Origin of the sequence: Streptomyces sp. NPDC057438 (assembly GCF_042802995.1) — a bacterium.
Lineage (GTDB): Bacteria > Actinomycetota > Actinomycetes > Streptomycetales > Streptomycetaceae > Streptomyces.
Genome location: NZ_JBHVDD010000006.1, coordinates 86254 through 113187 on the forward strand (window position 1 = coordinate 86254; position 26934 = coordinate 113187).

A 26934-nucleotide genomic window follows, 5' to 3' on the forward strand; every position below is an offset into this window, starting at 1 on the left:
CTGGTCAGCGACCCGGCCCCGCCCGGTCCCGCGGCCCGCCGCCCGGGCGGTCGGCCCGGGAGGGAGGGGCCGCCGACGGGCGGCACCCGAAAAGGGGGCCTTCCACGGCGGGGGCGTTGTGCGGCTGGTCCGACCCGTAAGGTGGCAGGCGTGTCGTACGTAGGTCCGGACTTCGATCCGCCCCAGTCCCGCCGTTCCGCGCTGCGCCGTCCGCTGACCGTGGCGGTGGCCGCGGTCGTGGTGGGGGCGGTGGCCGGGTGGGGGGTCTGGCAGGCCGTCGGGGATTCCGGGGGCGGGAACGGCGGGTCGGCCGGCGGGGCGGGGCCGCAGACCCGGTCGACGGGGACGCCGGCCACGTCCCCCGACCCGTCCGGCGCACCGACCGCCTCCGACGGCGGCAAGGACGGCGGCAAGGGCACGAGCGGCGGGGACGGCGAGCAGGCGAGCCCCTCCGGTTCCGCCTCCGGGCCCGCCGCCACCGGCCCCCTCAAGGGCAAGGTCGTCGTCATCGACCCGGGTCACAACCCTGGCAACTTCAAGCACACGGCCGAGATCAACCGCAAGGTGGACATCGGGACGCACGCGAAGGAGTGCGACACGACGGGGACGACCACCAACGACGGCTATCCGGAAGCCCGGTTCACGCTGGACGTCTCCCGGCGGCTGCGGACCCTCCTCGAACAGCGGGGCGCCACGGTGAAGTTCACGCAGGACGACGACCGGGCCTGGGGTCCGTGCATCGACGAGCGGGCGCGGATCGGCAACGAGGCGAAGGCGGACGCGGTGGTCTCGATCCACGCCGACGGCTCCGGCGCCGGCAACCGCGGCTTCCACGTGATCCTGCCGGGCTCGGTCCACGAGGGCTCCGCCGACACCCGGCCGATCGTCGCGCCCTCCCGCGACCTCGGCGAACGCATCGCGGGCTTCTTCGTCCGCGCCACCGGCAGCGCCCCCTCCAACTACGTGGGCGACGGCACCGGCATCGTGACCCGCACCGACCTCGGCGGTCTCAACCTCTCCACCGTCCCCAAGGTGTTCATCGAGTGCGGCAACATGCGTGACAGCAAGGACGCGGCCCGGCTCACCAGCGGACCCTGGCGCCAGAAAGCGGCCCGGGGAATCTCGGACGGCATCACGAGCTTCCTCGAAAATTGAACAACACTCCCCTAGGGGGAACTCCGGCCGCTAACCCGGTGCACCACGGAATGAAGTGCGAGCGGTCTCAATCTGTCAACGGTTCCCGCCGTGTTCGTCTTACGCGCCGCGATGCGCGATATCCATGACCCGGCACCGTCGACCAGCGGTGCGTGGCGGCAGAAAGCGGAGCAGGGGGACTCTGAGGAAATCGTGAGTTTCCTGCGAGGGTAGCGGGCGGGTCGTGATCACCGGGATGATCCCGGAGGACACCCAAGTCGGTCGGACGATAAGGTCGTCCCTACGATGAGGGGCCACCCCCGCGCTTCCCACCACGGCCTGACGGCGACATGGTGACGGCGACGCCTCCACCGACGACGAGACGACTGACGAAGGACCTGAAGTGAATATCCGCTCCCTCACCAGAGGCGACGGCGTCGTGATCGGAGCAGCGGTATTGCTGTTCATCGCGTCGTTCCTCGACACGTTCGACGGCTCCGGCGACGACGTACCCAATGCCTGGGACAACCTCGGCTTGGTGATGAGCATGTACGTCGGCGGCATCATCGGTGCGGTGCTGATCGTCATCGCCCGTGCGCTGCCGCAGCCGCCCAAGGTCGTCGGTCTCGACCTCGGCCAGCTCGGGGTGGCGCTGACGATCTTCGCCGCGTGGACCTCGTTCTGGTCGATCATCGACCCGCTGGGTGCGATGGAGGAGTTCTTCGGCAGCCTCGGAGGCTCGGAGCCCGATTCCGGTGCTGGCCTAATCCTCGGCCTGATCGCGACCCTGCTCCTGGCCGGCGCCGCCATCGCCACCCCCCTCGTCCCCGCCCTCAAGGCCGCCCTGGTCGGCGCCCCGCGTCCGGCCGCGCCGCAGCCGTACGGGGCCCAGCCGCCCGGTGGTTACGGGTACCCGGGCGCCGGTGCGCCGGGGCCGTTCGGTGCGGGGCAGCCGGGGCCCGGCCAGCCGGGACCGGGGGCGCCTTTCGGTGGTGCTCCGCAGCAGCAGGCCGCGGCCCCGCAGCCGCCGGCCGGTGACTTCTCGCCGTTCTGGTTCGCGGTGCCGGTGGCCCGCCCGCTGTTCGCCGAGGACGGCTCCCAGTCGACGATCGCCGAACTCGCGCCGGGTACCTGGTACCTGGCGGTCGAGCAGCGCGGCGCCAACCTGGTGGCCCAGACGCAGGACGGCCGTCGTGGCGTACTGCAGGACACCAGCGGTATCCAGCGCGGCTGATCAGCACGAAGCCCACAGTCGTACGGCCGGCCCCTCGCTCTTCCGAGCGGGGGGCCGCTGTCGTACAGTCGCCTCCCGCCCGAACAGCTGACACATCGTCAGGAGGCAGGCAGATGCGGCTCGGTCTGGCACTCGGCTACTGGGGGCGCGGCCCCTCCGCGGACCACGTCCCGCTCGCCCAGGAGGCGGAGCGGCTCGGCTACGACTCGGTGTGGACCGCGGAGTCCTGGGGCTCGGACGCCTTCACCCCGCTCACCTGGATCGCCGCGCACACCTCGCGGATCAGGCTGGGCACGGCCGTCGCGCAGATGGCCGCCCGGTCGCCCACCACCACCGCGATGCACGCCCTGACCCTGGACCACCTCTCCGGCGGGCGGGCCCTGCTCGGACTCGGGCTCTCCGGGCCGCAGGTCGTCGAGGGCTGGTACGGGCGGCCGTTCCCGAGGTCCCCGCTGACCGCGACCAGGGAGTACGTCGACGTCGTCCGCCAAGTCCTCAGGCGTGAGGGGCCCGTCGCACTCGACGGACGCTTCCACCCGCTCCCCTACGACGGGCCGGACGGCTCCGGCATCGGCAAGGCGCTCAAGTCCATCACCCATCCCCTCCGCGCGGACCTGCCCGTCCTGCTGGGCGCCGAGGGGCCGAAGAACATCGCGCAGACGACCCGGATCGCGGACGGCTGGCTGCCGTTGTACTGGTCGCCCTTCCGGACCGACGTCTACGAGGGCTCGCTGACCCAGATGCCCGACGGCTTCCTCGTCGCGCCCATGGTCCGGGCGCAGGTCTGCGAGGACGTCGCCGAAGGGCTGCTGCCGGTGAAGGCCATGCTGGGCTTCTACATCGGCGGGATGGGGCACGCCAGGCGCAACTTCCACGCCGACCTCATGGCCCGCATGGGGTACGAGGAGGAGGCCCGGCACATCCAGCGCCTCTTCCTCGACGGGCGGCGCGAGGAGGCCGTGCTCGCCGTGCCGGACGCCTTCGCCGACGAGATCTCCCTGGTCGGTCCGCGCGAACGGATCGCGGAGCGGCTGGAGTCGTGGCGCAAGGGGCCGGTGACGGATCTGCTGGTGCTGGCACCCGATCCGCGCACCTTGCGGGTGCTGGCGGAGCTCAACTCGTAGCGGGGGCGGGAGTTTCAGGACAGATATCCGGGCAACCCGTTGAGCATGTCTCGATATAGCGGCTCCAACCAGGCGGGGCGGGTCATAGCGATCGTCGCCGACGTCATGGCCTTCATCCTGGGCCTGTGGATCCTGATGTATCTGCTGGGCGCCAACGGCGCGAACGACTTCGTGCAGTTCGTCCATGACGCGGCCCGCTGGCTCGCCGGCTGGTCGCACGACCTGTTCACCTTCGACGAGCAGTGGGCGCGGGTGGTGGCGGGCTACGGTCTGGCGGCCGTCGTCTACCTGTTCGTGGGGCACGCGATCGCCAACCGGATGCACCGCCACTGAGCGGGTGCGGGTTCCGTGAGGGCTGGGCACGCGGCCTCCGCTTCCTTGAGAAGCGGGGCCGCGCCCCCTCACCTCAACAGCACTCGGAGTCGTCGAAGTCGTCCAGCCCGCGCGGCAGGCGCTCCCCGCCGAAGACCGCGCAGGTCGCCTCGTCGCCGCCCAGCGCGGCCACGGCCAGCAGCACGGATCCGGCGGTCCAGGAGGTCAGTTCCTCGGGCCAGACGGCCCGGTCCTCGAAGACGTAACCCGTCCAGTACAGGCCCGAGCCGGGATCACGCAGGTGCTGGATGGACTGGAGGATGTCCAGGGCGCGGTCGGACTCGCCCATCGCCCAGAGGGCCAGGGCGAGTTCGGCCGACTCGCCGCCGGTCACCCACGGGTTGGGGACCACGCAGCGGACGCCGAGGCCGGGCACGACGAAGCGGTCCCAGCCCTCCTCCACACGGGACTTGGCCTCGGTGCCGGTCAGCGCGCCACCGAGGACGGGGTAGTACCAGTCCATCGAGTAGCGGTCCTTGTCGAGGAACCGCTCGGGGTGCCGGCGTATCGCGTGCCGGAGCGCGCCGACCGCCAGCTCCCAGTCGGGCTGCGGCTCCTCGCGCTGTTCGGCGATGGCGAGCGCGCAGCGCAGCGCGTGGTGGATGGACGAACTGCCGGTCAACAGGGCGTCGTTCACCGGGGTGCCGTCGTCCTCGCGCTTCCAGCCGATCTGGCCGCCGGGCTGCTGGAGCCGCAGGACGTACTCGATCGCCGCGTAGACGGCGGGCCACATGCGGTCGAGGAAGGTGTCGTCGCCGGTGGCCAGGTAGTGGTGCCAGACGCCGACGGCGATGTAGGCGACGAAGTTCGTCTCGCGGCCCCGGTCGGTGACGTCGTCGGCGTCCCCGTCGGCGTAGGCGGCGTACCAGGAGCCGTCGGGGTTCTGGTGCCGGCTCAGCCAGGCGTAGGCGCGTTCGGCGGCCTCGTGCTCGCCGGCCGCGTCCAGGGCCATGGCCGCCTCGGTGTGGTCCCAGGGGTCGAGGTGGTGTCCCCGGAACCACGGGATGGCACCGTCCGCGCGCTGCACCGCGAGGATGCCCCGCACGGTGGCGGCGGCCTCCTCCGCGGTGAGGACCCCGGGCAGGACCAGGTGTTCTGTCCGGGGCGTCGTCACTTGGCGGCCGCCTCGGACACGCCGTCGGCGTCCCTGGCGGCCAGGGGTGGCAGGTGCGGCTTGGTCGCGTAGGCCACGAAACTCTTGCCGATCACCGGGTTCAGCGCCTCCTCGGCGACCCGGGTGAGCAGCGGCTTCTTCATGATGTCCCAGACCAGCAGCTTGTGGTACGCGCGCACGGGCAGCGCCTTGTCGTTGTCGACGCCGAACGCGCACTTCAGCCACCAGTACGGCGAGTGCAGGGCGTGCGCGTGGTGGGTGCCGTACGGCTTGAGGCCCGCCTCGCGGATCCTGGCCAGCAGCTCGTCCGCCTTGTAGATGCGGATGTGGCCGCCCTCGACCTCGTGGTAGGCGTCGGAGAGGGCCCAGCAGACCTTCTCGGGGCCGTAGCGCGGGACGGTGATGGCTATGCGGCCGCCGGGCCGCAGCACCCGGACCATCTCGGCCAGGACGCCCTTGTCGTCGGGGATGTGCTCCATCACCTCGGAGATGATGACGACGTCGAAGGACTCGTCGGGGAAGGGCAGCGCGAGGGCGTCGCCCTCCATGGCCGTCGCGGTGGCACCCTCGGGGGCCTCACCCGCCTCCTTCATCGCCGCGAACCACTTGGCGACCTCGCGGATCTCCTCGCCGTTCTGGTCGAGGGCCACGACCCGGGCGCCGCGCCGGTAGCACTCGAAGGCGTGCCGGCCCGCTCCACAGCCGAGATCCAGGACCCGGTCCCCGGGGGCGAGGGGGAAGCGGGAGAAATCGACGGTCAGCACGTGGCCCTGCTTTCGCGGTTGGCGCTTTCGCGGTTGGTCTCGACTACGTCACCGGCGACCGGGACGGCCTCGTGGGTGTCCACGGCCTCCGCGGCTTCTACGGGTTCTGCGATCTCGGGGGCGTCGGCGGAGTGGTCCCCCGCCGGCGCGGCGCTCGCGGCGGTCCTCGTCCGGCGTCCCTCGGCGCGGGCCACGGCCTCGCGGTAGTGGGCCACCGTGCCCTCGGCGGCGCGGGCCCAGGTGAAGCGCCGGAGCACCCGTTCGCGGCCGGCGCGGCCGAGCCGGCGCCGGAGTTCCGGGTCGCCGAGGAGCCGGCTCAGGGCGGCGGCCAGGGCGCCCGCGTCGCCCGGGGGCACCGCGAGGCAGGTCTCGCCGTCGGGTCCGGCGACCTCCGGTATGGCTCCGCCGGTGGTGGCGACCAACGGCGTGGCGGTGGCCATGGCCTCGGCGGCCGGCAGGGAGAACCCCTCGTACAGCGAGGGCACGCAGGCGGCCTCGGCCGAGCGGACCAGGTCGACCAGTTCGGCGTCGGAGATGCCCTTGACGAACTCGACGGCGCCTTCGAGGCCGTAGCGTTCTACGGCCTGGGCGACCGGGCCCTCGGTGGGCCGCTTGCCGACGACGACGAGGTGGGCGGCGGGGTGCTCGGCGCGCACCTTGGCGAGCGCCTCGACGAGGAAGACGAGCCCCTTGAGCGGCACGTCCGCGCTGGAGGTGGTGACGATCCGGCCCGGCACCCGGGCCACCGCCGGATCCGGCGAGAAGAGGTCGGTGTCGGCGCCTATGTGCACGACGTGCATCCGGTCGTCGCGGACGCCGAGGTGGTCGACGATCTCCTGGCGGGAGGTGCCGGAGACGGTGAGCACGGACGGCAGCCGCCGCGCGACCCTCTTCTGCATGCGCGTGAACGCGTACCAGCGGCGCACGGACATCCGCCGCTGCCATCCCTCGGCCGCGTCCAGCTCCAGCTGCCGGTCCACGGTGATGGGGTGGTGGATGGTGGTGACCAGGGGTGCGCCCACGTCACCCAACAGCCCGTACCCGAGGGTCTGGTTGTCGTGGACGACGTCGAACTCCCCGCGCCGGGCGCGCAGATGGCGGCGGGCGCGCAGGGAGAAGGTCAGGGGCTCGGGGAAGCCGCCGGTCCACATCGTCGCCACTTCGAGGGCGTCCACCCAGTCGCGGTACTCGTCCCGCTTCGGGGTGCGGAACGGGTCGGGCTGGCGGTAGAGGTCGAGGCTCGGCAGCTCGGTGAGGGAGACCCCGCCCGGGCCGTCGGCGGGTACGGCGTCCTCGTCGAGCACGGGGTACGGCTGGGAGCCGATCACCTCGACCCGGTGGCCGAGGCGGGCGAGCTCGCGCGAGAGGTGCCGTACGTAGACGCCCTGTCCCCCGCAGAACGGGTTCCCCTTATAGGTGAGGAGGGCGATGGTGAGCGGTCGCTCGCCGTCCGCGGCGAGGTCACGTCGGGACCCCGCCTGACTGGCCTCCGCGGTCACTCCTGGCCCCCTTCTCACTGCGATTTCCCGTGAGATTACGACGAGACGGTAATCTAGAACAAGTTTCAGAGTTGATCGTTCAAGAGGCTCTGAATCTACCGGCTGGTAGAACGGCTGTGAGAGGTGGATCAGGTGATTCACGCCACGGCACACGCCCTGGCATGCTATTTGATCGCATACCCTCACCGACCGTCACGACCATCACGACTGTCACGGAACGAGACCCATGGCTGCGGAAGTCAAGGTGGAAGCCGGCGCCGGGCGACCGGACTCACCGCCCCTCACGGAGCGGCAGGAGGCCCGCCGGCGCCGCATCCTGCACGCGAGCGCCCAGCTGGCCAGCCGGGGCGGTTTCGACGCCGTGCAGATGCGGGAGGTCGCCGAGTCCTCGCAGGTCGCGCTCGGCACGCTCTACCGCTACTTCCCGTCCAAGATCCATCTGCTGGTCGCCACGATGCAGGACCAGCTGGAGCACATGCACGGCACGCTCCGCAAGAAGCCGCCGAGCGGCGCGACGGCGGCCGAGCGCGTCGCCGAGACCCTGATGCGTGCCTTCCGCGCCCTGCAGCGCGAGCCCCATCTCGCCGACGCCATGGTCCGCGCGCTGACCTTCGCCGACCGCAGCGTCAGCCCCGAGGTCGACCAGGTCTCCCACCAGACGACCGCGATCATCCTCGACGCCATGGGGCTGGAGAACCCGGGCCCGGAGCAGCTGTCGGCGGTCCGGGTCATCGAGCACACCTGGCACTCGGCCCTGATCACCTGGCTGTCCGGCCGCGCCTCGATCGCCCAGGTGAAGATAGACATCGAGACGGTGTGCCGCCTGATCGACCTGACGGCCCCGGACCGGCGGACGCAGGCCTGAAGCAGGCAGGAGGCAGGCGGAAGCAGGCCGGAAACGGCGGAGGAGAACGTCAGAGAAAAGACCTACGAGACGGGTTCCTGTGCCGGTACCACTCATCCGGCATCAGGTGCTGGGTTCACCGTCAGGCCCCATCGTGCTGCCTTCCGGCCTCTCAGCCCGACCGTCGACGTCGGCACCGGCGGATCTGCTGCCTCACGCCGCTGTCGGCTACTTCGGTCGGCTCCCTCACTCGTCTCGTAGGCCGATTTCCACAATAGAACGCCCGTAGCAGAAGACAACCCCCTAAGGGAACTTTTTTTCCTATTTCCGGCATTTCCGGGCGGAGCGGGCGTTCCTCCCGCTACGCCACGGCCTCCAGCCCGCTCCAGCTCCGCCCGATCGCCTTCTCCCCCGCCCATCGGTCGAGCAGGCGGCGGGCCTCGTCCTCCGGGGCTGCGAGGGAGACGCGCTGGGCACCCGCGCGGGTCGCCCGGGGCTCCTTGTGGAGGGTGCCCTCGCTGCAGCAGGCGCAGTGGGTCGTCAGGGTGTCCGCGGGCTCGGCGGCGAAGCCGTGGTCGGCGAAGAGGGCGGTGAGGACGTCCAGGTCCTCCGGCTCACCGGCAGCGACCGTCACCTGGCACGTGGGCAGGTCGGACGGCTCGAAGAGCAGCAGTTCGTCGAAGACGGGGAAGGCCGAGCCGTCGACGACGCGTTCACCGTTGGGCTCTCCGTCGTGGAGGACGATCTCGCCGTGGCGACGGCCGCCGGTCACGGGGACGTTCAGCACGCGCCCGCGCGTCGGGCACAGCCGCTCGATCCACACCACCTCGCGCGAGCCCTCGGTGTCCAGGCGGACGCAGGCATGGCCGAAGCGGCCGTGGATCTCGCCCTCGCCGTCGGGCAGGGTGATGCCGAAGTCGGCCCAGGCGTCGCGGGCGACGGCCCAGTCGCGGCGGACCGTGGCCGCGATGCCCAGGTTCCAGAAGGCGGGGTCGCCCTCTCCGCGCGGTGCGCGGGCGGCGGCCTGGACACCCAGCTCGTACGCCTTGTCCCAGTCGCGCAGGAACTTGTGGCCGAGCGCGGCGTCGTACCACCACTCCGCGCTCGGCCTCTCGTCCGGGTAATGGGCGAGCACCTGTTCGTAGAGGTCGGCGGCGCGCCGCCACTCCTCGGCGTCCCACGCCTCCCGCGCCAGTCTGATCAGTTCCCTGGCCTCGGACTTCCGCACGCTTTCCCGCCCCGACTTCCCGATCGTTCTCGTACCGACCGCAGAGCGTAGGCCGCTACTCCTCGGGCGGGAACACCGGCTCCCCGCTGTCCGCCAGGGCGATCGCGATCGCCTCCACCGGGCAGCCCTCGGCCGCCTTCAGGATGCGCTCGTTGGCGTCGGTGTCGGGGGCGAGGGGGTGGGACTGCATCGCGGAGTCGAGGCGGAAGGCGTCCGGGGCGAGGTGCGTGCACTGGGCGGAGCCGATACAGACGGCGCGGTCGACCTCCACGTTCCAGCGGTCACCCATCGCCGGTCACTCCGCCTCGTCGACGGTGACGGTGGCGGTGCCGGGCGGCTCGTACCCGGCCGGGAGGTGGATCATCTTGTGCTCCAGGTACTCGCCGTAGCCCTCGGGCCCGAACTCCCGCCCCAGACCGGAGTTCTTGTAGCCGCCGAAGGGGCCGAGCATGTCGAGGCTGAAGGTGTTGACGGAGTAGGTGCCGGTGCGGACCCGGCGGGCGATGTCGATACCGCGTTCGTCGTCGGCGGTCCAGACGCTGCCACTGAGGCCGTAGTCGGAGTCGTTGGCGATGCGTACGGCCTCGGCCTCGTCGCCGTACGGCAGGAGGCAGATCACCGGGCCGAAGATCTCCTCGCGGGCGATGCGCATGGAGTTGTCGACGTCACCGAAGAGCGTCGGTTCCACGTACCAGCCGCGCTCCTGGCCGGCGGGACGGCCGCCGCCGGTGAGGATCTTGGCGCCCTCCTCCTGGCCGATGCGGATGTAGTCGAGGCTGCGGCGCTGCTGGCGCTGGGCGACGAGCGGGCCGAGTTCGGTGGCCGGGTCGAGCGGGTCGCCGATCTTCAGCGCGGAGGCGTAGGCCGCGAAGGCCTCGGCGAACTCGTCGTAGCGGGAGCGGGGTACGAGGATGCGCGTCTGGGCGACGCACGCCTGGCCGTTGATCATCCAGGCGAAGGGGGCGATGCCGTTGACGGCGGTCTGCGCGTGCGCGTCCGGCAGGATCACCGCCGCCGACTTGCCGCCCAGCTCCAGCGTGACGCGGGTGAGGTTGCGGGCGGCGACCTCCATGACCCGTTTGCCCGCGGCGACCGAACCGGTGAAGGAGACCTTGTCGACGCCCGGGTGCCCCACCAGGTATTCGCTGACCTCGCGGTCGGCGGGAAGGATGGACAGCACGCCCTCGGGCAGGCCCGCCTCGGCGGCGATCTCCGCCAACAGGTAGGCGTCCAGGGGGGTTTCGGGCGAGACCTTCAGGATCGCCGGGCAGCCGGCGAGGAGGGCGGGGGCGAGTTTCGCGGCGGCGGTGAACTGCGGGACGTTCCAGGGGACGACCGCCGCGACCACCCCGACCGGCTCGCGCCGCACCAGGATCTTGCCGAGCACGCCGTCGCGCCGCTCCTCGTACGTGAAACCGCGAGCCGTCGTGATCGCCGCGTCCCACACCAACATCGAGGCGAGCGCCTGCACCATCACGCTGGAGGTGACGGGGGTGCCGTTCTCCGAGCTGATGATCCGGGCGAACTCCTCGTGGCGTACGGCGAAGGCGTCCTTGATCCGGGTGACGACCTCGATGCGTTCGTCGAGGGTCATGCGCGGCCAGGGGCCGTGGTCGAAGGCGTGGCGTGCGGCGGCCACGGCCCGGTCGACGTCCGCGCGCGACGCGTGCGGGACGCGGCCGATGACCTCCTCGGTGTGCGGGGAGACCACCTCGATGACGTCGGTGCCCAGGGGATCCGTCAACTCCCCGCCGATGAACAGCTGTCCGTGTTCCACGAGTTCGGTCATGGCCGCTGCCTCCCGGAGCCACTTCTCTGACGTACCGTCAGTTTTCTGATAGGGAACTGATACCAGTTCCCGTGGGAGGAGTCCATGTCGCCCACCGACGACCGCGCCCCTCCATCCCTGCCCCGGTGGAACTCGTTCTAGTTATAGTGAGTTCATGACACACGTGACCGATCACGGCGGAGGCGTACGGTCCATCGAGGTCCCCATCCCGGACAACCCGCTCGGCCACACCCTCGTGTACGTCGTCGACACCGACCGCGGGCCGGTCCTCGTCGACACCGGCTGGGACGACCCGGCGTCCTGGGACACGCTCGCCGCGGGGCTGACGGCGTGCGGCACGTCGGTCACGGAGGTCCACGGTGTCGTGATCACACACCACCACCCCGACCATCACGGCCTGTCCGGCGCGGTGCGCGAGGCATCCGGGGCGTGGATCGCGATGCACGCGGCGGACACGGCGATCGTCCGGCGCACGCGCGGGACCGGCCCGGACCGCTGGTTCACGTACATGACGGACAAGCTCACGGCGGCGGGCGCGCCGGAGGAACACCTCGCGCCGCTGCGCGCCCCGCGCCGCCCCCGCGCCCTGCCCGGCTTCTCCCCCGCGCTGCCCGACCGCGAGATCGTGCCCGGCGAACTCCTGGACCTCCCCGGCCGCCGCGTCCGCGCGATCTGGACGCCGGGGCACACCCCGGGACACGTCTGCCTCCATCTGGAGGAGGCGCATCCCGCTCAACTGCCGGGCCACGGCCGCCTGTTCTCCGGCGACCATCTCCTCCCCGAGATCAGCCCGCACATCGGCCTGTACGAGGACCCGGACGACGACACCGTCACCGATCCGCTCGGCGACTACCTCGACTCGCTGGAACGCATCGGCCGCCTGGGCTCCGCCGAGGTCCTGCCCGCCCACCAGTACGCGTTCACCGACGCCGCCGCCCGCGTGGGGGAGCTGCTGGCCCACCACGAGTCCCGGCTCACCGGCCTGCTCACCCTCCTCGCGACCCCCCTCACTCCCTGGCAGCTCGCCGAACGCATGGAGTGGAACCGCCCCTGGTCCCAGATCCCCTTCGGCTCCCGCAACATCGCGGTCTCCGAGGCGGAGGCACACCTCCGGCGGCTGGTGAAGCTGGGGCGGGCGGAGGCGGTGACGGGGAGCGATCCGGTCACGTACGTGGCGGTCTGAGGACCACCCCTCCCGGGTGCGTGAGGGTTCGGATCAACTCCTCCGCGGCCGCGATGAGTTCGACCTCGCGCGCGGTCATCGTCGGCGTGGCCGCCCGGCGTCGCCCCGCCTCGGCGAGCCCCTCGTCCGTCAGGCCGGAGGGTCCTTGGGACCGGTGGGCGAGGAGGGAGACCAGCGTGGCGTGGGCCATCGCCGCGCGCGAGTCGGCCACGTCGACGGCGACCTGGGCCAGAATCATGGCGGACATGCCCCAGTCGAGGCCGGGCGGCCCTTCCTCGGCGTTGTTCCAGTCGATGACCCGGGGACCCCGGGGCGCGAGGATGACGTTGTCGGGGTGCAGGTCCAGGTGGAGGACGCGGGAGCCGGGGAGAGCGGCAGGAGCCCGGTCGCGGGGCGGGAGAGCGTGGAGGGCGTGCAGGAGGCGGGCCAGGGTGGCACCCGCCCGCGCCGGGTCGAGCAGGCCGGTGGCCAGCGCCTCCAGCATCGTCGGGCCGGACAGCCGCTCCAGCACCATGTCCGTACGGGTCGCCGAGCGCACGCACGGGACGGGGTACCCATGGGCCCGTACGTACGCCATGACCTCGGCCTCGGCGGCCGCGTCCCCCCAGTCGCCCCGGTAGCGCCTCAGCACCCAGGCCGTGGTGGTCCCTCCCGGGCTCGCGGGGTCGCCGGGGCCGGTACCGCCGTCGGGGAGGTCGTGGCCGGTCCGTCTGTCGGCTCCGTCACGGTCGGCCAGTCCGTCGGGGGCGGAGGGTTCGCGGGAGGGGGCGAGGCCGACGTCGGCGGGCGGTGCGGACCCGCCTTCGTCGAGGTGGAGTTCGTACACGTCGGCCGTGCGGCCCGATCCCAGCAGTCTCCCCGTGCGCATGGCCCGAATCTAACCCGGCGCTCGGGCGTCCGCCCGTCTCCTCGCGCACCGCCTGGCCCCGCCCCCGGCTGGGACCTGGCCGCGCGGTCGTCACCTCCCTCACCCTCGGCACCCCGCTCCTGCAGGCGCTGCGCCGGCCACCCGCAGGGCCGCGTTCGAGAGCGCGGTCACCTTCACACCGCCGCCGCGGTGAACCCTCCGCGCATCGCGGCTCACCGTCCGTCGCGCGATCCGTGAAGCACCCCACAGGACCCACATCACATACGAACCGGGGTCGTAGATCGAAGTGCATGGCATGCACATGTGGAAATGCCCGCTGACCTGCGCAATGAGAGCCACGTCACAGACAGACCCTTCGGCGCGAATACGACCACAACTAGCAAAAGGGGTCATTGCGGACGCCCGCTCGGGCTGTTTCTCTGGAGGAGTCGCACGGCGCCGACGAGCCCACCCGGGCCTCGGCGCCGACGTACGCCCCCACCGCACACCACGTGGTGAAGGCATGCCCGCGACGGCCATGTCCCCGTAGAAAAGGATCCCCGTGACCCGCTCCGCTCTCCGCCGCATCGCCTCCCCGAAGAAGGCCCTCGCCGGTGTCACCCTGGCCGCCGCCGCCACCGGTGCCCTGCTCGTCGCCGCGCCCGCCCAGGCCGCGTCGGAGGCCTCCCAGGCCCAGGCTGTCGCGAAGAAGATGATCGGGAACTCGGCCCAGTACACGTGCTTCTCCCACATCGTGGACCACGAGAGCGACTGGGACGTCAACGCCACCAACGCGTCCTCCGGCGCCTACGGCCTGGTCCAGGCGCTCCCCGGCTCGAAGATGTCCTCCGCGGGCTCCGACTGGAAGACCAACCCCGCCACCCAGATCAAGTGGGGCGTGGACTACATGAAGGACCGCTACGGCAGCCCCTGTGGCGCGTGGAACTTCTGGCAGGCCAACAACTGGTACTGATCCGGCACGACCCGCACCACCGGCACCACCGGCACCACCCGCACGACCCGCACGACCCGCAGACCCGCATGACCGATGCGGCCGGGACACCCCGGCCGAACCGGACCGAAGGCGGCGGCCCCCGATCCCCGGGGCCGCCGCCTTCTTCGTCGTGCCCGTCCCGGATGCGGGGGCCGGGGCCGGGGCGGAGAATGGAGGCAGTCCCTGAAGTCCCTCCCACGCCACGCGCATCGGGAGCCGTGATGGACCGATCGGAACTCCTGGCGGTGTTCTACGGGAAGGGTCCCGTCCCCGTCCTCTGGGCGACCGACTGTCCCGTGCACTTCGACGTGTGGCTGGCCTTCGCCGAACCGCCGCAGTCCTCGGCGCGGGCGCCGGCTTCGCCGTCGGCACCACCGCCCCCGCCCCCGCTCCCGTACCGGCAGGACCTGATCCTCGCCGTCCGCGAGGAGTACGGGGTCGAACGGGCCCTGGAACGCCTGCAGGGGCTGCGGTTGACGGAGGCGGCCCGGCCGGTCGCGGCCGGGAGCTTCGTCGTGGCGCAGCTCACGCTGGAGGAACTGGTGACGGCGTTGCTGCCGTTGACCAGTCTCGCCGGTGTGGTGCGGGTCGCCCATGAACTCGCCGTCGAGAGCGGGGCGGAGGGGATCGACGCGGCACTGCGGGGGCACATCCGGGCGCCCGCGACCAGCGAGATCCACGACAACATGCGGCGCCGGCAGGAACGCGGCCGGCAACTCACCTGGTTCCTCAACCTGCTGGCCGGGGTGGTGGCGGACGCGGGCGGGCCGACGCGCGAACAGGACGTCACCGGCACGCTGGTCCGGATGCTGGCCGAGGCCGTCCCGGACGCGTACCCGGTGCGAGGCGCCCACAGCCCCGTCGGACAGGTCGTCGACCGGCGGCTGAAGTACCCCGTCGTCTCCGTGACGACGAACCGCCGGGCCACCGGCGCGGTCGTACGGTCCCGGCGGACCATCAAGGCCGACGCCGCCGAGCAGGTGTTCTCGGTGGACAGCGCCTCCATCGGCTGGGCCGTCGTGGACAGCGGCCTCGACGCGCGGCACTCGGCGTTCCACGACTGGGACACCGCCGTCTCGCCGCCGCGCAGACTGGAGTCGCGCATCGCCCGCTCCTTCGACTTCACCTGCGTACGGGCGAAGCTCCCGGACCACGCGCTGGTCAACGGGCTGGTGAACTGGTCGGCGGCGCTGCCGTCCGTGGAGACCGGCCCGGCCCCCGGCCCGCCCACCCCGGGGCACCCGGACCCGTACGTACCGCCGGGCGACCAGCACGGCACGCACATCGCCGGGATCATCGGCGGGTGGTGGCCGGAACAGGAGTTCCGGGGCATCTGTCCCCGCATCCGGCTGTACGACTTCCGGGTGCTGAACGACGACGGTGAGGGCGACGAGTTCTCCATCGTCACCGCGCTGCAGGCGATCCGTCACATCAACGAGCAGGCCGGGCGGTTCGTCATCGCCGGGGTCAACCTGAGTCTGTCGGTGCCGCACGACGTCGCCACCCACTCCACGGGGTGGACACCGGTGTGCGTGGAGTGCGACCGGCTGACCCGGTCGGGCGTGGTCGTGGTGACGGCGGCCGGGAACGCCGGGTTCACCGGAACCGTACGGACCCTGGGGGCCGGCTTCCAGGACATCAGCATCTCCGACCCCGGCAACGCGGAGTCCGTCATCACGGTCGGCTCCACCCACCGCAGCAATCCGCACCGCCACGGCGTCAGCTACTTCTCCAGCCGTGGCCCCACCGGCGACGGACGTCCCAAGCCCGACCTGGTGGCGCCGGGGGAGGACATCGACGGACCGATCCCCGGCGAGGGCATCGCCGCCATGCACGGCACCAGCCAGGCGGCGGCACACGTCAGCGGGGCCGCGGCCATGCTGCTGGCCCGCTACCGCGAGTTGCTCGGCCGCCCCGAGCGCGTGAAGGACATCCTCTGCGCGACGGCGACCGACCTCGCCCGTGAACGCGACTTCCAGGGCCACGGGCTCGTCGACGTACTGCGCGCCATGCAGTCCGTGTGACGGCCGAGCCACCGGTCCGGCAAGGCAGGCGACCATGCTGACCTTCGATTTCCTCGACGCCCGCCACGGCGACTGCTTCCTCGTCCGCTGGGACGCGGAACAGGACGGACAGGCCCCGCAGGACGGGCGAAGCCCCGACGGCGAGCGGGTCATGCTCGTCGACGGCGGCCCCGCCGGCGTCTACCGGGCCTCCCTCCAGGGCCGGTTGCACCGGCTCACCGGCCCGGACGGGGCCCGCGCCCGCCGGGGCGGCCAGGACCGGGACGGCGACCCGCCCGCACACGATCCCCCGCGTGAGGGCACCCCTCCCCACCTCGACGTCGTCTGCCTCTCCCACGTCGACGACGACCACGCGGGCGGACTCGTACGCCTCTTCCGGGACATGCGGCAGGCCCAGCAGGACGGGGAGGCCCTGCCGTACGAGGTGGACGCGCTGTGGCTCAACTCCGTGGAGGAGCTGGTCGACCAGCGCTCTCCCGGCCTGAGCGCCTCCGTCCACCCGCTCCTCGAACGCGCCGCCGCCTCCGAGGCGGCGGTGACGGCCAGCTACAACCAGGGGCGGGACATCCGCGACGCGGCCGTCGCCCTGAGCCTGGACGGCAACGCCCCCTTCCGCGGACCTCTCGCCGAGGGTGCCGAGACGACCCTGCACGACCTGGACGTCACGGTCGTCGCACCGGACGAGGGCGCGCTGGCCGAGCTGGCGGAGAAGTGGCACGAGGCGAGACGGCGCGGCGACCCGGAGGTCATCTCGGCGGCCTACGCGGACGATTCGGTGCCGAACCTCTCCAGCATCGTGCTGCTCCTGCGGCACGCGGACGGCACCGCCCTGCTCACCGGCGACGCCCGCGGCGACCACGTCCTCGCCGGGCTGCGCGCCCTCGACCTGCTCGACGACGCCGCCCCGTTCCACGTGGACCTGCTGAAGCTCCCGCACCACGGCAGCGAGCGCAACGTGGAGCCGGACTTCTTCGAACGGATCCGGGCCGACCACTACGTCATCTCGGCCGACGGCGTCCGCCACCACCACCCGGGCGAGGACACCCTGCGGTGGCTCGTGGAGTCCCGCGCGCCCGAGGACGAGTACGTCGTCCACCTCACCAACCACATCCCCTTCGCCGAGGAGGCGCTGGCGGAACTGCGGGCGGACCGGGCCTTCGAGGTCGATGTCAGGGGCCCCGCCGACCAGGCGCTCGTCATCACGATGGGAGACCGGCCATGACCAGGTCCCGGCACGCTCAGGACACCTTCACCCGCCCCGCCCCCCTCCCCGCACCGCCGGACGCCGCCCCCTCCCCCGCCGCGCGCACCGGCCCGTCCGCCGGCCCGTCGTGGGCCGTCGACTCCCCCGCCCTCGGCACCGGCCTGACCGCCCGCCCCTGCGGGGACCCGCTCCGCCCGGCCGAACCGCCGCCCGCCACCGGGACCCCGGTCGCCCTCGCCCTCTCCGGCGGCGGTTTCCGCGCCACGCTCTCCGCGCTGGGCTTCGTCCGTCTGCTGGCCGACGCCGGGCTGCTCCGCCACCTGCGCTACTCGTCGTCGGTGTCCGGCGGCTCGATAGCGAACGCGTGCCTGGCCACCGCCTGGCCGGCGCTGCGGGAGCGGAACTTCACCCCGCGCGCGGTGGACGAGCTGGTGACCGCCCCCGTCGTCGACCACGTCTCCTCCCACTCCCTCAAGCGGTCGCTGCTGCGCGACATCTGGCGCACCCTCGGCCCCACCACCCGCACCGATCTACTGGCCCGGCGCCTCGACGACTGGTTCCTCGGCGGAACCGAGCTGGCGGACCTGGACCCCCAGGTCCGCTGGATCGTCAACGCCGCCAGCATGACCACCGGCGTCCGCTTCACCTTCGAACGCGACGTGTACGGCGACTACTCCATCGGCCTCGCCCGCACCGCGGGCACGGGCCTGCGCCTCAGCCGCGCCGTCTCGGCCTCGGCGGCCGTGCCCGGCCTCCTCCCGCCCGTCGTCCTCGACGGCTCCCCCTTCCCCTGCGCCGAACACGACCCGGTCCTCCTGGACGGCGGCACCTACGACAACACCGGCCTGGAGGCCATCGACAGCGACCGCTACCGCCATACGTTCCTGTGCGCCCTCAACGCGGGCGGCCTGCTGCGCCCCGGCCTGTACGGCCGTGTCCCGGTGATCCGCGACCTGGCGAGAGCCAACTCGCTCCTCTACCGCCAGAGCACCACGCTCCGCACCCGGGCCACGATCGAGCGTTTCCGGCGCGCCGCGGCGCTCGGCCCCGTCGGTGAACTCCCGGACGGGGCCCGCCGGGGCATCCTGGTGCAGCTCTCCACGGACTTCCCGGCCGCGGACTCGCTCCCGCACCGCTGGCGCGCGGCCTTCCCGGAGCACCGCTCGCACGACGGCCGCGACCTCGCCCTCGTCCCCACCGTCTTCGACCGTCTCAGCCCGTCCCTGTGCCGGGCCCTGATCCACCGGGGCTGGTGGCTCGGCGGCGCCGCTCTGGCCGCCTACCACCCCGGGCTCCTCCCGGCCGACCTGACGGCCCTCGACCCACCTGAGCTGTGAGCGCCGTCGTCGACGCCCCCGGCCCACGTCCCAGGGCCGGCACACCCGGCCCGGCTCCCCGTCCGGCAGATACGGCGCCCACTCCTGCGGGGTGAGGTCACGGTGGACGGCCCGGCAGAGGCCGGTGACCGCCGCGGCACGACCGGCGGGGTGAGTGAGCGTACGGGGGCCGCGCCCGGCAGCGGCAGACCGGGGACGTGGCCGCACGGGGGAAGGTCCTGCCGGCCGCGGGACGACCGGCAAGGCCACCGCCGACTCAGCCCCCGTCACCCATGGCCTCGGCCGCCCCGTCCGCGACCGGACGGCACGGGCCACCGGCGGCCCCTGCCACGGGCCGGCAGGCGAACGGCCGCAGGCGACCGGCCATCCCACCGAGGAACCCGCCACCGACCGGCCCCCACAGCCCGCCGGCGGTGCGGTCCAGCCGCCGAACGACCACGGCCCGACGGCCCGACGGCCGCGGCAGCCGCGCGAGCCGCCGGCCGCACAGCCGCGAGCCATCAGCTGAACGCCCCCCAGGTCAGCGGCCCTCCTGGCCACCGGACACCAGCCGGAGGACCCTCGGCTTACGGGCGGCCATGCCAGCCGCCCGCCCGCAGCCCGACGAGCGGCGCGGGCGACCGCCCCGAGTCCGTCAGAACCGGCGCCGCCCTCCCCGCCTCACAACCGCTGGAGGATCGTCCCCGTCGCCAGCCCTCCGCCCGCGCACATCGTCACCAGCGCGAACTCCTTGTCCGTCCGCTCCAGTTCGTGCAGGGCGGTCGCGATGAGCCGCGCGCCCGTCGCTCCCACCGGGTGCCCGAGGGCGATCGCGCCGCCGTTGACGTTCACCTTCGTCAGGTCCTGGTCGAAGACCTGCGCCCAGCTCAGCACCACCGACGCGAAGGCCTCGTTGATCTCGACGAGGTCGATGTCCCTGAGCGACATCCCCGCCTTCCCCAGCACCGCCTTGGTCGCGTCGATCGGCCCGTCGAGGTGGAAGTGGGGGTCGGAGCCGACCAGCGCCTGGGCGACGATCCGCGCCCGGGGCCGCAGCTTCAGCGCCCGCGCCATCCGCTTCGAGGCCCACATGATCGCCGCCGCGCCGTCGCTGATCTGGGAGGAGTTGCCCGCCGTGTGGACCGCCGTCGGCATGATCGGTTTCAGTCGTGCCAGCGCCTCCGCGGACGTGTCCCGCAGCCCCTCGTCGTGGTCGACGAGCCGCCACATGCCCTGCCCGGCCCCCTGCTCCGCCTCGGTCGTCGGCACCTGGACGGCGAAGGTCTCCTTCTTGAACCGCTCCTCGGCCCACGCGGCTGCGGCCCGCCCCTGGGAGAGCAGTCCGAGCGCGTCCACGTCCTCGCGGGTGAGCCCCCGGTGCCGGGCGATCCGCTCGGCGGCCTCGAACTGGTTGGGCAGATCGACGTTCCACTCCTCCGGGAACGGCTTGCCGGGCCCGTGCTTGGATCCCGACCCGAGCGGCACCCGGGACATGGCCTCGACGCCGCAGCTGATCCCGACGTCGATGACGCCCGCCGCGACCATGTTGGCCACCATGTGCGAGGCCTGCTGCGAGGAACCGCACTGACAGTCGACCGTGGTCGCGGCCGTCTCGTACGGCAGGCCCATGGTCAGCCAGGCCGTGCGCGCGGGGTTCATGGACTGTTCGCCGGCGTGGGTCACCGTGCCGCCGACGATCTGCTCGACGCAGTCGGCGGGGATGCCGGTGCGGCCGAGGAGTTCACGGTAGGTCTCGCCCAGCAGGTAGGCGGGGTGCAGGTTGGCGAGCGCGCCACCGCGCCTGCCGATGGGGGTGCGTACGGCTTCGACGATCACGGGTTCCGCGGCCATGGGGATTCCTCTCAACGGTTACCCGCGCGGCGCGGGGCGTCCCGGCCCGGCCCGCCACGCAGAACTAGTACGCGTTCTAGTTCTCCTCAGCAGTCTGCTGAGCGCGGCTCCACCACCGCAAGGGGCGTGCGGCAACTGAAAAGCCCGTACCCCTTGCTTGTTGTAGAACCCGTTACTACGGTCACCGCAATTCTCTTTATCTGATGCTCCGTCAGGAGTCGCCGATGCCCTGTCCAGCGCTGCCCGACGGGTTCGACTTCACCGACCCCGACCTGCTGCACCACCGTGTCCCCCTCCCGGAGTTCGCCGAACTGCGCCGCACGGAACCGGTCCACTGGATCCCGCAGGCACCCGGCATCGCGGGCTTCGCGGACGAGGGCTACTGGGCCGTCACCCGGCACGCGGACGTCAAGTACGTCTCCACGCACCCGGAGTTGTTCTCCTCGACGGTCAACACCGCGATCATCCGCTTCAACGAGCACATCGAGCGCGACGCGATCGACGCCCAGCGGCTGATCCTGCTGAACATGGACCCGCCGGAGCACACCCGGGTCCGCCAGATCGTGCAGCGCGTCTTCACCCCGCGGGCGATCCGCGCGCTGGAGGACAACCTGCGCCACCGCGCCCTCACCATCGCCCGGGAGGCCGGCGCCCACGCGGGCCCGTTCGACTTCGTCACCGAGGTCGCCTGCGAACTCCCCCTGCAGGCCATCGCCGAACTGATCGGCATCCCCCAGGAGGACCGCATCCGGATCTTCGAGTGGTCGAACCGGATGATCTCGTACGACGACCCGGAGTACGCCATCACCGAGGAGGTCGGCCAGCAGTCGGCGATGGAACTCATCGCCTACGCCATGAACATGGCCGCCGACCGCAAGCAGTGCCCGGCGAAGGACATCGTCACCACCCTGGTGGCCGCCGAGGACGAGGGGAACCTCACCTCCGACGAGTTCGGCTTCTTCGTGCTGATGCTGGCGGTGGCCGGCAACGAGACGACCCGCAACGCCATCACCCACGGCATGCACGCCTTCCTCACCCACCCCGACCAGTGGGAGCTCTACAAGCGCGAGCGCCCGGCGACGGCGGCCGAGGAGATCGTCCGCTGGGCCGCGCCGGTCAACTCCTTCCAGCGCACCGCCACCCAGGACCTGGAACTCGGCGGCAAGCGGATCAGGAAGGGGGACCGCGTCGGCATCTTCTACGCCTCCGCCAACCACGACCCGGACGTCTTCACCGACCCCGACACCTTCGACATCACCCGCGACCCCAACCCCCACCTCGGCTTCGGCGGCGGAGGCCCGCACTTCTGCCTCGGCAAGTCGCTGGCCGTCCTGGAGATCGACCTGATCTTCAACGCGATCGCCGACGCGATGCCCGGCCTCCGGCTCGCCGGCGAACCGAGCCGGCTGCGCTCGGCCTGGATCAACGGGGTGAAGCACCTCCAGGTCACCACGGCCTGAGAGCCCCGCCCCGCAGTGCTCGGGCCGACGGCCTCCCGGCGCCGTCGGCCCGTCCCGACGGAGGCAGGGGCGCAGCCCCCCTAAGCCCCGCCCCTGCCTCCGTCGTTGTGCCGGGAGACCGGCGACAGGCCGCGGTCCGCCCGCGGGCGCTCACCCGGTTCGCCGGGCCCCTGCCGGGTCGTGGCGGCCCTCGGCCCCGTCAGGAGGTACGTCAGGCCGAAGCCCGCGCCCACCACCACCGCGCCGCCGGCCGCGTCGAGGATCCAGTGGTTTCCCGTCGCCACGATCGCCAGGGCCGTGACGAAGGGATGCAGCAGGCCCAGCACCTTCATCCACATCCTGGGCGCGACCAGCGCGATCGTGAGCCCGCACCACAGCGACCAGCCGAAGTGCAGGGACGGCATCGCCGCGTACTGGTTGGCCACCTCGGTCAGCCTGCCGTAGTCCGGGCGGGAGAAGTCCTGGACGCCGTGGATGGTGTCGATGATGCCGAGGCCGGGCATCAGGCGCGGCGGCGCCAGCGGGTAGCAGAAGAAGCCCACGAGCGCGAGGACCGTGGTGAAGCCGATGGATGTGCGGGCCCAGCGGTAGTCGGCGGGGCGGCGCCAGTAGAGGACACCGAGGACCGTCAGCGGGACCACGAAGTGGAACGACGTGTAGTAGAAGTCGAAGAAGCCCCGCAGCCAGCCGATCCCGACGACCGTGTGGTTGAACCAGTGCTCGACGTCGAGGAACAGGGCCTTCTCGACGGCGAGGATCTGCGCCGCGTGCTCCTCGGCGGCGCCCCGGCTTCCGGTGGCCTTCAACCGGGTGCGCTGGTAGGCCGCGTACGTGACGCGGATCAGCAGCAGTTCGAGGAGCAGGTTGGGGCGGGTGACCACCCGGCGCAGCAGCGGGGCCCAGCGGAAGCGGGTCTCCGCCTTCGGGGCGTACTGCGTGGGGACCGGCGTCCGGTAGTACTCCGAGGTACGGGAGAGGAACGGCACCACGAGCGCGGCGGCGAGCGCGGCCAGCAGCACGACGTTGTCCCGTACCGGCTGCAGGACGGCCGCGTTCGGCACCATCATCTTCGCGGGCAGCGTCAGCACCAGGACGACGGCGAGCGGCCACGCGTAGCGCGAGGAGGCCCTCGTGCCGACCCGGCCGACCACCGTGAGCAGCACCCACAGCAGCTGGTGCTGCCAGGACGTCGGCGAGACGGCGACCACCACACAGCCGGTGAGGGCGACCGCGAGCAGCAACTGCCCGTCGCGGGCGTACCGGACGGCCCGTCGCACGCCGATCACGGCGACGGCGGCGGCCAGAGCGAGGAAGACGGCGATCTCCAGCGGGCCCGAGAGGCCGAAGCGGAGCAGGGCGCCGTGCAGGGACTGGTTGGCGAGGTCGTCGGCCCGGCCGCCGAGGCCGACACCGGCGAGGTGGTGCACCCAGTACGTGTACGAGTCGTGCGGCAGCGTGGCCCAGGCGAGCGCGGTGGCCCCGGCGAACGTGAGCCCGGTGCTCGCGGCGGCGTGCCGGCGGCCGGTGAACCACAGCAGCGGCACGAACAACAGCACGGTCGGCTGGAAGGCCGCGGCGAGCCCGACGCAGACACCACTGGCACGCTCGCCCCGGACGAGGAAGCAGCCCACGAGGACGAGCAGGACGGGGAGGATGCTGGTCTGGCCCAGGTACAGCGTGTTGCGCACGGGCAGCGACAGCATCAGCAGGGTGACGGCCACGGGGGCCGCGAGCAGGGCGGTACGGCGGCTGACGGGCCCGGGCAGGGCGCGGGCGGCGACGAGGCCGAGGGCGACCACCAGCAGGAGGGTGCCGAAGGTCCAGCCCCAGCCGAGGGCCTGTTCGGCCGTTCGGGTGAGGGGCTTGAGGACGAGGCCCGCCAACGGGGTGCCGGTGAACCGCGTCGAGTCGTACAGGGACCCGTTCACGTGCAGGACCCCGCCGGGCCCGACCCAGGTCTCCAGGTCCGTCAGCCGCTCGCCCTTGGGTGTGCGGAGCACGACGGCGATCTGCCGCGCCGCCAGGACCGCGGCGACCAGCCACAGTACGGCTCGTGCCGTCCCCAGCCGGCCCACCGCCCGGCCCGCTCCGGCGGCATCGCCCGGTCTGCTCTGCTCCGTCGCCACGCGTTGTCGTCCCTCCGAGCCGTCGACGTCCCACCGAGAAGGGCTCTCACCGTCCCCGCGTAGGACACGGGCAACCCCTACGTCACTTGAGAGTCACCTCTGTTGTGTCCGGGACGACCCTAGTGCGCGCGAGGTGTCCGCCCTGTCGGGGCACAAGGCCGATCACGGATGCCCAGCACGGGCAGGGCCGTGACAGGCCACTGACAATCACCTGGAAACATGGCCGCGGGCACACACGCACGGCGGGGGGAGCACGGGGGATGAACGGTTGCGCACGAGGGCGCGGACGGCTTCTGGTCGTCGTGCTCGCCCTGCTGGGCTTCCAGCTGGCCTCGCTGGTGGCACCGGCGTACGCCTGCGGTTGCGGCGCGATGGTGCCGGACGGCCGGCGGAACGTGTACGTGAACCGCGAGACGTCCGTGGTGCGCTGGGACGGCCGCGAGGAACAGATCGTCATGCGTCTGACGGTCTCCGGCGACGCCCGCACGGCCGCCTGGATCATGCCGGTGCCGAACCGCGCGACGGTGAGGCTCGGTGACGCGGCCGTCTTCGAGCGGCTCGCCGAGGAGACCGCGCCCGTGTACGAGCGGCGGGAGTACTTCTGGCCGCGCTCGCACGACTGGCCGTTCGACATGTTCGAGGGCGACGGCGCGGCCGGGGACGCCGCGCCCCGGAGTCCGGGCGCCCCGGTGGACGTCGTGGGCCGCGAACGGCTCGGCCCGTTCGACGTGGCCCGGCTGACCGCCACCGACTCCGGCGCCCTCGGCGACTGGCTCGACGAGAACGGCTTCGCGCTCCCGGACCGTCTGGACACGGCACTGGAGCCGTACGTGCAGAAGAAGTGGGAGTACGTGGCGGTCCGGCTGGCGCCGGAGGACACCGCCGCAGGTCGGCCGCTGACCGGCACCCTCGACCCGCTGCATCTCGCCTTCGCCGCCGACGCGCCGGTCTACCCGATGCGCCTGTCCCGCCTGGCCACCACCCCGCAGGCCCTCGACCTGTACGTCCTCGCCGGGCACCGGATGGAGCCCGGCTCCTCGATCGGCGGGGACGCGCCGGAGGTGACCTTCGCCGGGCGCCTCGCCGGGCGAGTGGGTCCGCTCGGCGATCTCACCCGGGGCGGTACGGACTTCCTCACCGCCGTCGAGCAGGACTTCCCGCGGCCGGAGCTGATCTCCGGCGACCACACGCTGCGGCGGGCAGCGGCTGACGACACCTACCGAAAGGTCATTCACGTGGACGAGATGTGGAGCGTGTGGGGCATCCCCGGCTGGCTGGTGTCGTTCGGCATCGGCTTCGCCCTGCTGGCGATCAAGGGGGTGGCCGTCGCGATCGTGCTCAGGCGCAACGCGAAGCGGCAGCTGCCGCCCGTGCCGCCGCCGGGGGCGTTCCTGCCGCCGGGCGCGTACCCGCAGCAGCCGGGCGCGTATCCGCCACCGGGCCCGTTCCCGCCCCAGGGCGCCCCGATGCCGCCGGTGGCTCATCCGCAGGCGCCCGCAGCCCCGGCCGACCCGAAGTCCGGTCCGATCGGCTGAAACACGCCCCGGGAACCGCTGACAGGGAGCCCGCCCGCGCCTATATTCATTAGCGCACCTATTTAGCCGATCTAAATAACTGCCCTGACGAAAGGCGCGGGAGGCACAGCTTCATGAGCGAGTCGCGGACCTGGGACGACGTCGACGCCTACTTCACCACCCACCTCGCCCCGAACGACGAGGCACTGGAGGCGGCACTGCGCGACAACGAGGCGGCCGGACTCCCGGCCATCGACGTCGCCGCCAACCAGGGCAAGTTCCTTCATCTCCTCGCCCAGATCCAGGGCGCCCGCCGCATCCTGGAGATCGGCACCCTCGGCGGCTACAGCACCATCTGGCTGGCCCGCGCGCTGCCCGCCGACGGCCGGCTGGTCTCCCTGGAGTACAGCGCCCGGCACGCGGAGGTCGCCTGCCGCAACATCGCGCGCGCCGGACTGGACGGCATCGTCGAGGTACGGGTCGGCCCCGCCCTGGAGTCGCTGCCCAAGCTGACGGACGAGAACCCCGAGCCGTTCGACCTGGTCTTCGTCGACGCGGACAAGGCCAACAACCCGCACTACGTGGAGTGGGCCCTGCGCCTCACCCGGGCCGGCAGCGTCATCGTCGTCGACAACGTCGTACGCGGCGGCCGGGTCGCCGACGCCGCCGGCACCGAGCCGGACGTCCGCGGCACCCGGGCCGCCATCGAACTCATCGCCGCGCACCCGAGGCTGAGCGGTACGGCGATCCAGACGGTGGGCACCAAGGGGTACGACGGGTTCGCGCTGGCCCGGGTGCTGGGCTGACCTCGCCCGGGGCCCCTGTCAGGCCTCGTGGTAGAAGCCCACGTTGACGCTGCGGGGGCTCGTGCGGTCGTAGATGACGAGTTCGCCGGAGGCGCCGTGCGGGAGCTTCGCGGTGCCGCCGTACGGCAGTGGGGAGGGCTGGTGGCCGAGCAGGGTCAGCCGCACCTCGGAGGAGGGGTCGGCGTGCGAGCCCCGCAGCCAGGTGACCTGCCAGCTCCCGTCGGGGGCGCACAGGAACTCCAGGTGCACACGGGAGACGAAAAGCCAGTCGTCCGGTGTCGCGAGCCGGCACACCGCCCGATCGCGGCCCACCCGGAGCACGCCGCCCGGCTCGCTGGGCGCGTCAGCCATCTGCATGCCGGCCGTCGCCCCGGCGTCCGCCTCGGAGACCGAGGCCATGGTGAGTTCGAGCACGTACCGCTCCTAACGGGTCAAACTCCAATTGTCGCTGCGCACGGCACGTTTGGCACGCCGCCGCCGCATGATAAATCGCGGGATCGTCCTGCT

The 26934-nt window shown here is 72.3% G+C and carries 23 protein-coding genes; 13 read left to right on the forward strand and 10 right to left on the reverse strand.

The window, feature by feature from the left end:
- Window positions 1-150: 150 nt before the first annotated feature.
- The 4 genes from ACFU5F_RS06140 to ACFU5F_RS06155 all read left to right on the forward strand — a co-directional run bounded on the left by ACFU5F_RS06140 (window position 151) and on the right by ACFU5F_RS06155 (window position 3825).
- Entirely contained in the window at window positions 151-1155 is a 1005-nt protein-coding gene (locus tag ACFU5F_RS06140) for an N-acetylmuramoyl-L-alanine amidase (RefSeq protein WP_383882643.1), read from the forward strand.
- A gap of 382 nt (window positions 1156-1537) precedes the next feature.
- A complete protein-coding gene (locus ACFU5F_RS06145; protein ID WP_383882645.1) occupies window positions 1538-2368 on the forward strand; it encodes a hypothetical protein in 831 nt (276 codons plus the stop codon).
- A 113-nt stretch (window positions 2369-2481) separates the two neighbouring features.
- Window positions 2482-3492, forward strand: coding sequence for an LLM class F420-dependent oxidoreductase (locus ACFU5F_RS06150; RefSeq protein WP_383882648.1), 1011 nt, complete (start codon window positions 2482-2484; stop codon window positions 3490-3492).
- A 45-nt stretch (window positions 3493-3537) separates the two neighbouring features.
- Window positions 3538-3825: a hypothetical protein gene (locus tag ACFU5F_RS06155; RefSeq protein ID WP_033527342.1), complete on the forward strand. Its 288-nt coding sequence runs from the start codon at window positions 3538-3540 to the stop codon at window positions 3823-3825.
- A 73-nt stretch (window positions 3826-3898) separates the two neighbouring features.
- Here ACFU5F_RS06155 and ACFU5F_RS06160 read toward each other — a convergent pair whose 3' ends face one another.
- From ACFU5F_RS06160 to ACFU5F_RS06170, 3 genes are read right to left on the reverse strand one after another with little or no spacing between them, the layout of a single operon-like run.
- Window positions 3899-4978 carry a prenyltransferase gene (locus tag ACFU5F_RS06160; RefSeq protein ID WP_319365075.1) on the reverse strand — a complete coding sequence of 360 codons (1080 nt, stop codon included), beginning with the start codon at window positions 4976-4978 and terminating at the stop codon, window positions 3899-3901.
- Entirely contained in the window at window positions 4975-5742 is a 768-nt protein-coding gene (locus ACFU5F_RS06165) for a class I SAM-dependent methyltransferase (RefSeq protein WP_383882652.1), read from the reverse strand. The genes ACFU5F_RS06160 and ACFU5F_RS06165 overlap by 4 nt, the downstream gene beginning before the upstream one ends.
- The gene (locus ACFU5F_RS06170; protein WP_383882654.1) at window positions 5736-7241 is read right to left on the reverse strand and encodes a glycosyltransferase family 4 protein; all 1506 of its coding nucleotides are present in this window, start codon (window positions 7239-7241) and stop codon (window positions 5736-5738) included. Before ACFU5F_RS06170 ends, ACFU5F_RS06165 begins: the two co-directional genes overlap by 7 nt.
- 226 nt (window positions 7242-7467) lie before the next feature.
- Between ACFU5F_RS06170 and ACFU5F_RS06175 the strand changes: the two genes are divergently transcribed.
- On the forward strand, window positions 7468-8106 hold the full coding sequence (locus ACFU5F_RS06175) for a TetR family transcriptional regulator (protein ID WP_383882657.1): 639 nt from the start codon (window positions 7468-7470) through the stop codon (window positions 8104-8106).
- Between the two features lie 340 nt (window positions 8107-8446).
- Here the strand turns inward: ACFU5F_RS06175 and ACFU5F_RS06180 are convergent, their stop codons facing one another.
- From ACFU5F_RS06180 to ACFU5F_RS06190, 3 genes are read right to left on the reverse strand one after another with little or no spacing between them, the layout of a single operon-like run.
- Window positions 8447-9313, reverse strand: a complete 867-nt coding sequence (locus tag ACFU5F_RS06180; RefSeq protein ID WP_383882658.1) for a tetratricopeptide repeat protein — start codon at window positions 9311-9313, stop codon at window positions 8447-8449.
- A gap of 55 nt (window positions 9314-9368) precedes the next feature.
- Entirely contained in the window at window positions 9369-9602 is a 234-nt protein-coding gene (locus ACFU5F_RS06185) for a ferredoxin (RefSeq protein ID WP_383882660.1), read from the reverse strand.
- Window positions 9603-9608: 6 nt separating this feature from the next.
- A complete protein-coding gene (locus ACFU5F_RS06190; protein WP_383882661.1) occupies window positions 9609-11102 on the reverse strand; it encodes an aldehyde dehydrogenase in 1494 nt (497 codons plus the stop codon).
- 154 nt (window positions 11103-11256) lie between these two features.
- On the opposite strand from ACFU5F_RS06190, the gene ACFU5F_RS06195 reads away from it, so the two are divergent.
- Window positions 11257-12285 (forward strand): MBL fold metallo-hydrolase, encoded by a 1029-nt coding sequence (locus ACFU5F_RS06195; protein ID WP_383882663.1) that lies wholly within the window; start codon window positions 11257-11259, stop codon window positions 12283-12285.
- Here the strand turns inward: ACFU5F_RS06195 and ACFU5F_RS06200 are convergent.
- Entirely contained in the window at window positions 12266-13153 is an 888-nt protein-coding gene (locus ACFU5F_RS06200; protein WP_383882666.1) for a phosphotransferase, read from the reverse strand. The genes ACFU5F_RS06195 and ACFU5F_RS06200 overlap by 20 nt on opposite strands.
- A gap of 541 nt (window positions 13154-13694) precedes the next feature.
- Between ACFU5F_RS06200 and ACFU5F_RS06205 the strand changes: the two genes are divergently transcribed.
- The 4 genes from ACFU5F_RS06205 to ACFU5F_RS06220 all read left to right on the forward strand — a co-directional run bounded on the left by ACFU5F_RS06205 (window position 13695) and on the right by ACFU5F_RS06220 (window position 18691).
- Window positions 13695-14105: a transglycosylase SLT domain-containing protein gene (locus ACFU5F_RS06205; RefSeq protein WP_383882669.1), complete on the forward strand. Its 411-nt coding sequence runs from the start codon at window positions 13695-13697 to the stop codon at window positions 14103-14105.
- 242 nt (window positions 14106-14347) lie between these two features.
- Entirely contained in the window at window positions 14348-16150 is a 1803-nt protein-coding gene (locus tag ACFU5F_RS06210) for a S8 family serine peptidase (protein ID WP_383882672.1), read from the forward strand.
- A gap of 34 nt (window positions 16151-16184) precedes the next feature.
- Entirely contained in the window at window positions 16185-17372 is a 1188-nt protein-coding gene (locus tag ACFU5F_RS06215; RefSeq protein WP_383882674.1) for a ComEC/Rec2 family competence protein, read from the forward strand.
- Window positions 17369-18691 carry a patatin-like phospholipase family protein gene (locus tag ACFU5F_RS06220; protein WP_383882677.1) on the forward strand — a complete coding sequence of 441 codons (1323 nt, stop codon included), beginning with the start codon at window positions 17369-17371 and terminating at the stop codon, window positions 18689-18691. The genes ACFU5F_RS06215 and ACFU5F_RS06220 overlap by 4 nt, the downstream gene beginning before the upstream one ends.
- Window positions 18692-19351: 660 nt before the next feature.
- Here ACFU5F_RS06220 and ACFU5F_RS06225 read toward each other — a convergent pair.
- The gene (locus ACFU5F_RS06225; protein ID WP_383882680.1) at window positions 19352-20521 is read right to left on the reverse strand and encodes a steroid 3-ketoacyl-CoA thiolase; all 1170 of its coding nucleotides are present in this window, start codon (window positions 20519-20521) and stop codon (window positions 19352-19354) included.
- A 224-nt stretch (window positions 20522-20745) separates the two neighbouring features.
- On the opposite strand from ACFU5F_RS06225, the gene ACFU5F_RS06230 reads away from it, so the two are divergent.
- Entirely contained in the window at window positions 20746-21981 is a 1236-nt protein-coding gene (locus tag ACFU5F_RS06230; protein ID WP_383882683.1) for a cytochrome P450, read from the forward strand.
- A gap of 80 nt (window positions 21982-22061) precedes the next feature.
- Here the strand turns inward: ACFU5F_RS06230 and ACFU5F_RS06235 are convergent, their stop codons facing one another.
- Window positions 22062-24107: a bifunctional glycosyltransferase 87/phosphatase PAP2 family protein gene (locus ACFU5F_RS06235; RefSeq protein ID WP_383882686.1), complete on the reverse strand. Its 2046-nt coding sequence runs from the start codon at window positions 24105-24107 to the stop codon at window positions 22062-22064.
- Between the two features lie 260 nt (window positions 24108-24367).
- Here ACFU5F_RS06235 and ACFU5F_RS06240 point away from each other — a divergent pair, with 260 nt between their 5' ends.
- Together ACFU5F_RS06240 and ACFU5F_RS06245 are read left to right on the forward strand one after the other, a co-directional pair.
- Window positions 24368-25642: a DUF2330 domain-containing protein gene (locus ACFU5F_RS06240; RefSeq protein ID WP_383882689.1), complete on the forward strand. Its 1275-nt coding sequence runs from the start codon at window positions 24368-24370 to the stop codon at window positions 25640-25642.
- A 113-nt stretch (window positions 25643-25755) separates the two neighbouring features.
- Window positions 25756-26427 carry an O-methyltransferase gene (locus ACFU5F_RS06245; protein WP_383882692.1) on the forward strand — a complete coding sequence of 224 codons (672 nt, stop codon included), beginning with the start codon at window positions 25756-25758 and terminating at the stop codon, window positions 26425-26427.
- An 18-nt stretch (window positions 26428-26445) separates the two neighbouring features.
- On the opposite strand, the gene ACFU5F_RS06250 is transcribed toward ACFU5F_RS06245, so the two are convergent.
- Window positions 26446-26841, reverse strand: coding sequence for a hypothetical protein (locus ACFU5F_RS06250; RefSeq protein ID WP_383882695.1), 396 nt, complete (start codon window positions 26839-26841; stop codon window positions 26446-26448).
- Window positions 26842-26934: the final 93 nt, after the last annotated feature.

Coding starts and splice junctions, on each gene's coding strand:
- ACFU5F_RS06150 (WP_383882648.1), top strand. CDS start 2,482: ATGCGGCTCGGTCTGGCACTCGGCTACTGGGGGCGCGGCCCCTCCGCG.
- ACFU5F_RS06155 (WP_033527342.1), top strand. CDS start 3,538: ATGTCTCGATATAGCGGCTCCAACCAGGCGGGGCGGGTCATAGCGATC.
- ACFU5F_RS06175 (WP_383882657.1), top strand. CDS start 7,468: ATGGCTGCGGAAGTCAAGGTGGAAGCCGGCGCCGGGCGACCGGACTCA.
- ACFU5F_RS06185 (WP_383882660.1), bottom strand. CDS start 9,602: ATGGGTGACCGCTGGAACGTGGAGGTCGACCGCGCCGTCTGTATCGGC.
- ACFU5F_RS06190 (WP_383882661.1), bottom strand. CDS start 11,102: ATGACCGAACTCGTGGAACACGGACAGCTGTTCATCGGCGGGGAGTTG.
- ACFU5F_RS06195 (WP_383882663.1), top strand. CDS start 11,257: ATGACACACGTGACCGATCACGGCGGAGGCGTACGGTCCATCGAGGTC.
- ACFU5F_RS06200 (WP_383882666.1), bottom strand. CDS start 13,153: ATGCGCACGGGGAGACTGCTGGGATCGGGCCGCACGGCCGACGTGTAC.
- ACFU5F_RS06210 (WP_383882672.1), top strand. CDS start 14,348: ATGGACCGATCGGAACTCCTGGCGGTGTTCTACGGGAAGGGTCCCGTC.
- ACFU5F_RS06215 (WP_383882674.1), top strand. CDS start 16,185: ATGCTGACCTTCGATTTCCTCGACGCCCGCCACGGCGACTGCTTCCTC.
- ACFU5F_RS06220 (WP_383882677.1), top strand. CDS start 17,369: ATGACCAGGTCCCGGCACGCTCAGGACACCTTCACCCGCCCCGCCCCC.
- ACFU5F_RS06225 (WP_383882680.1), bottom strand. CDS start 20,521: ATGGCCGCGGAACCCGTGATCGTCGAAGCCGTACGCACCCCCATCGGC.
- ACFU5F_RS06230 (WP_383882683.1), top strand. CDS start 20,746: ATGCCCTGTCCAGCGCTGCCCGACGGGTTCGACTTCACCGACCCCGAC.
- ACFU5F_RS06240 (WP_383882689.1), top strand. CDS start 24,368: ATGAACGGTTGCGCACGAGGGCGCGGACGGCTTCTGGTCGTCGTGCTC.
- ACFU5F_RS06245 (WP_383882692.1), top strand. CDS start 25,756: ATGAGCGAGTCGCGGACCTGGGACGACGTCGACGCCTACTTCACCACC.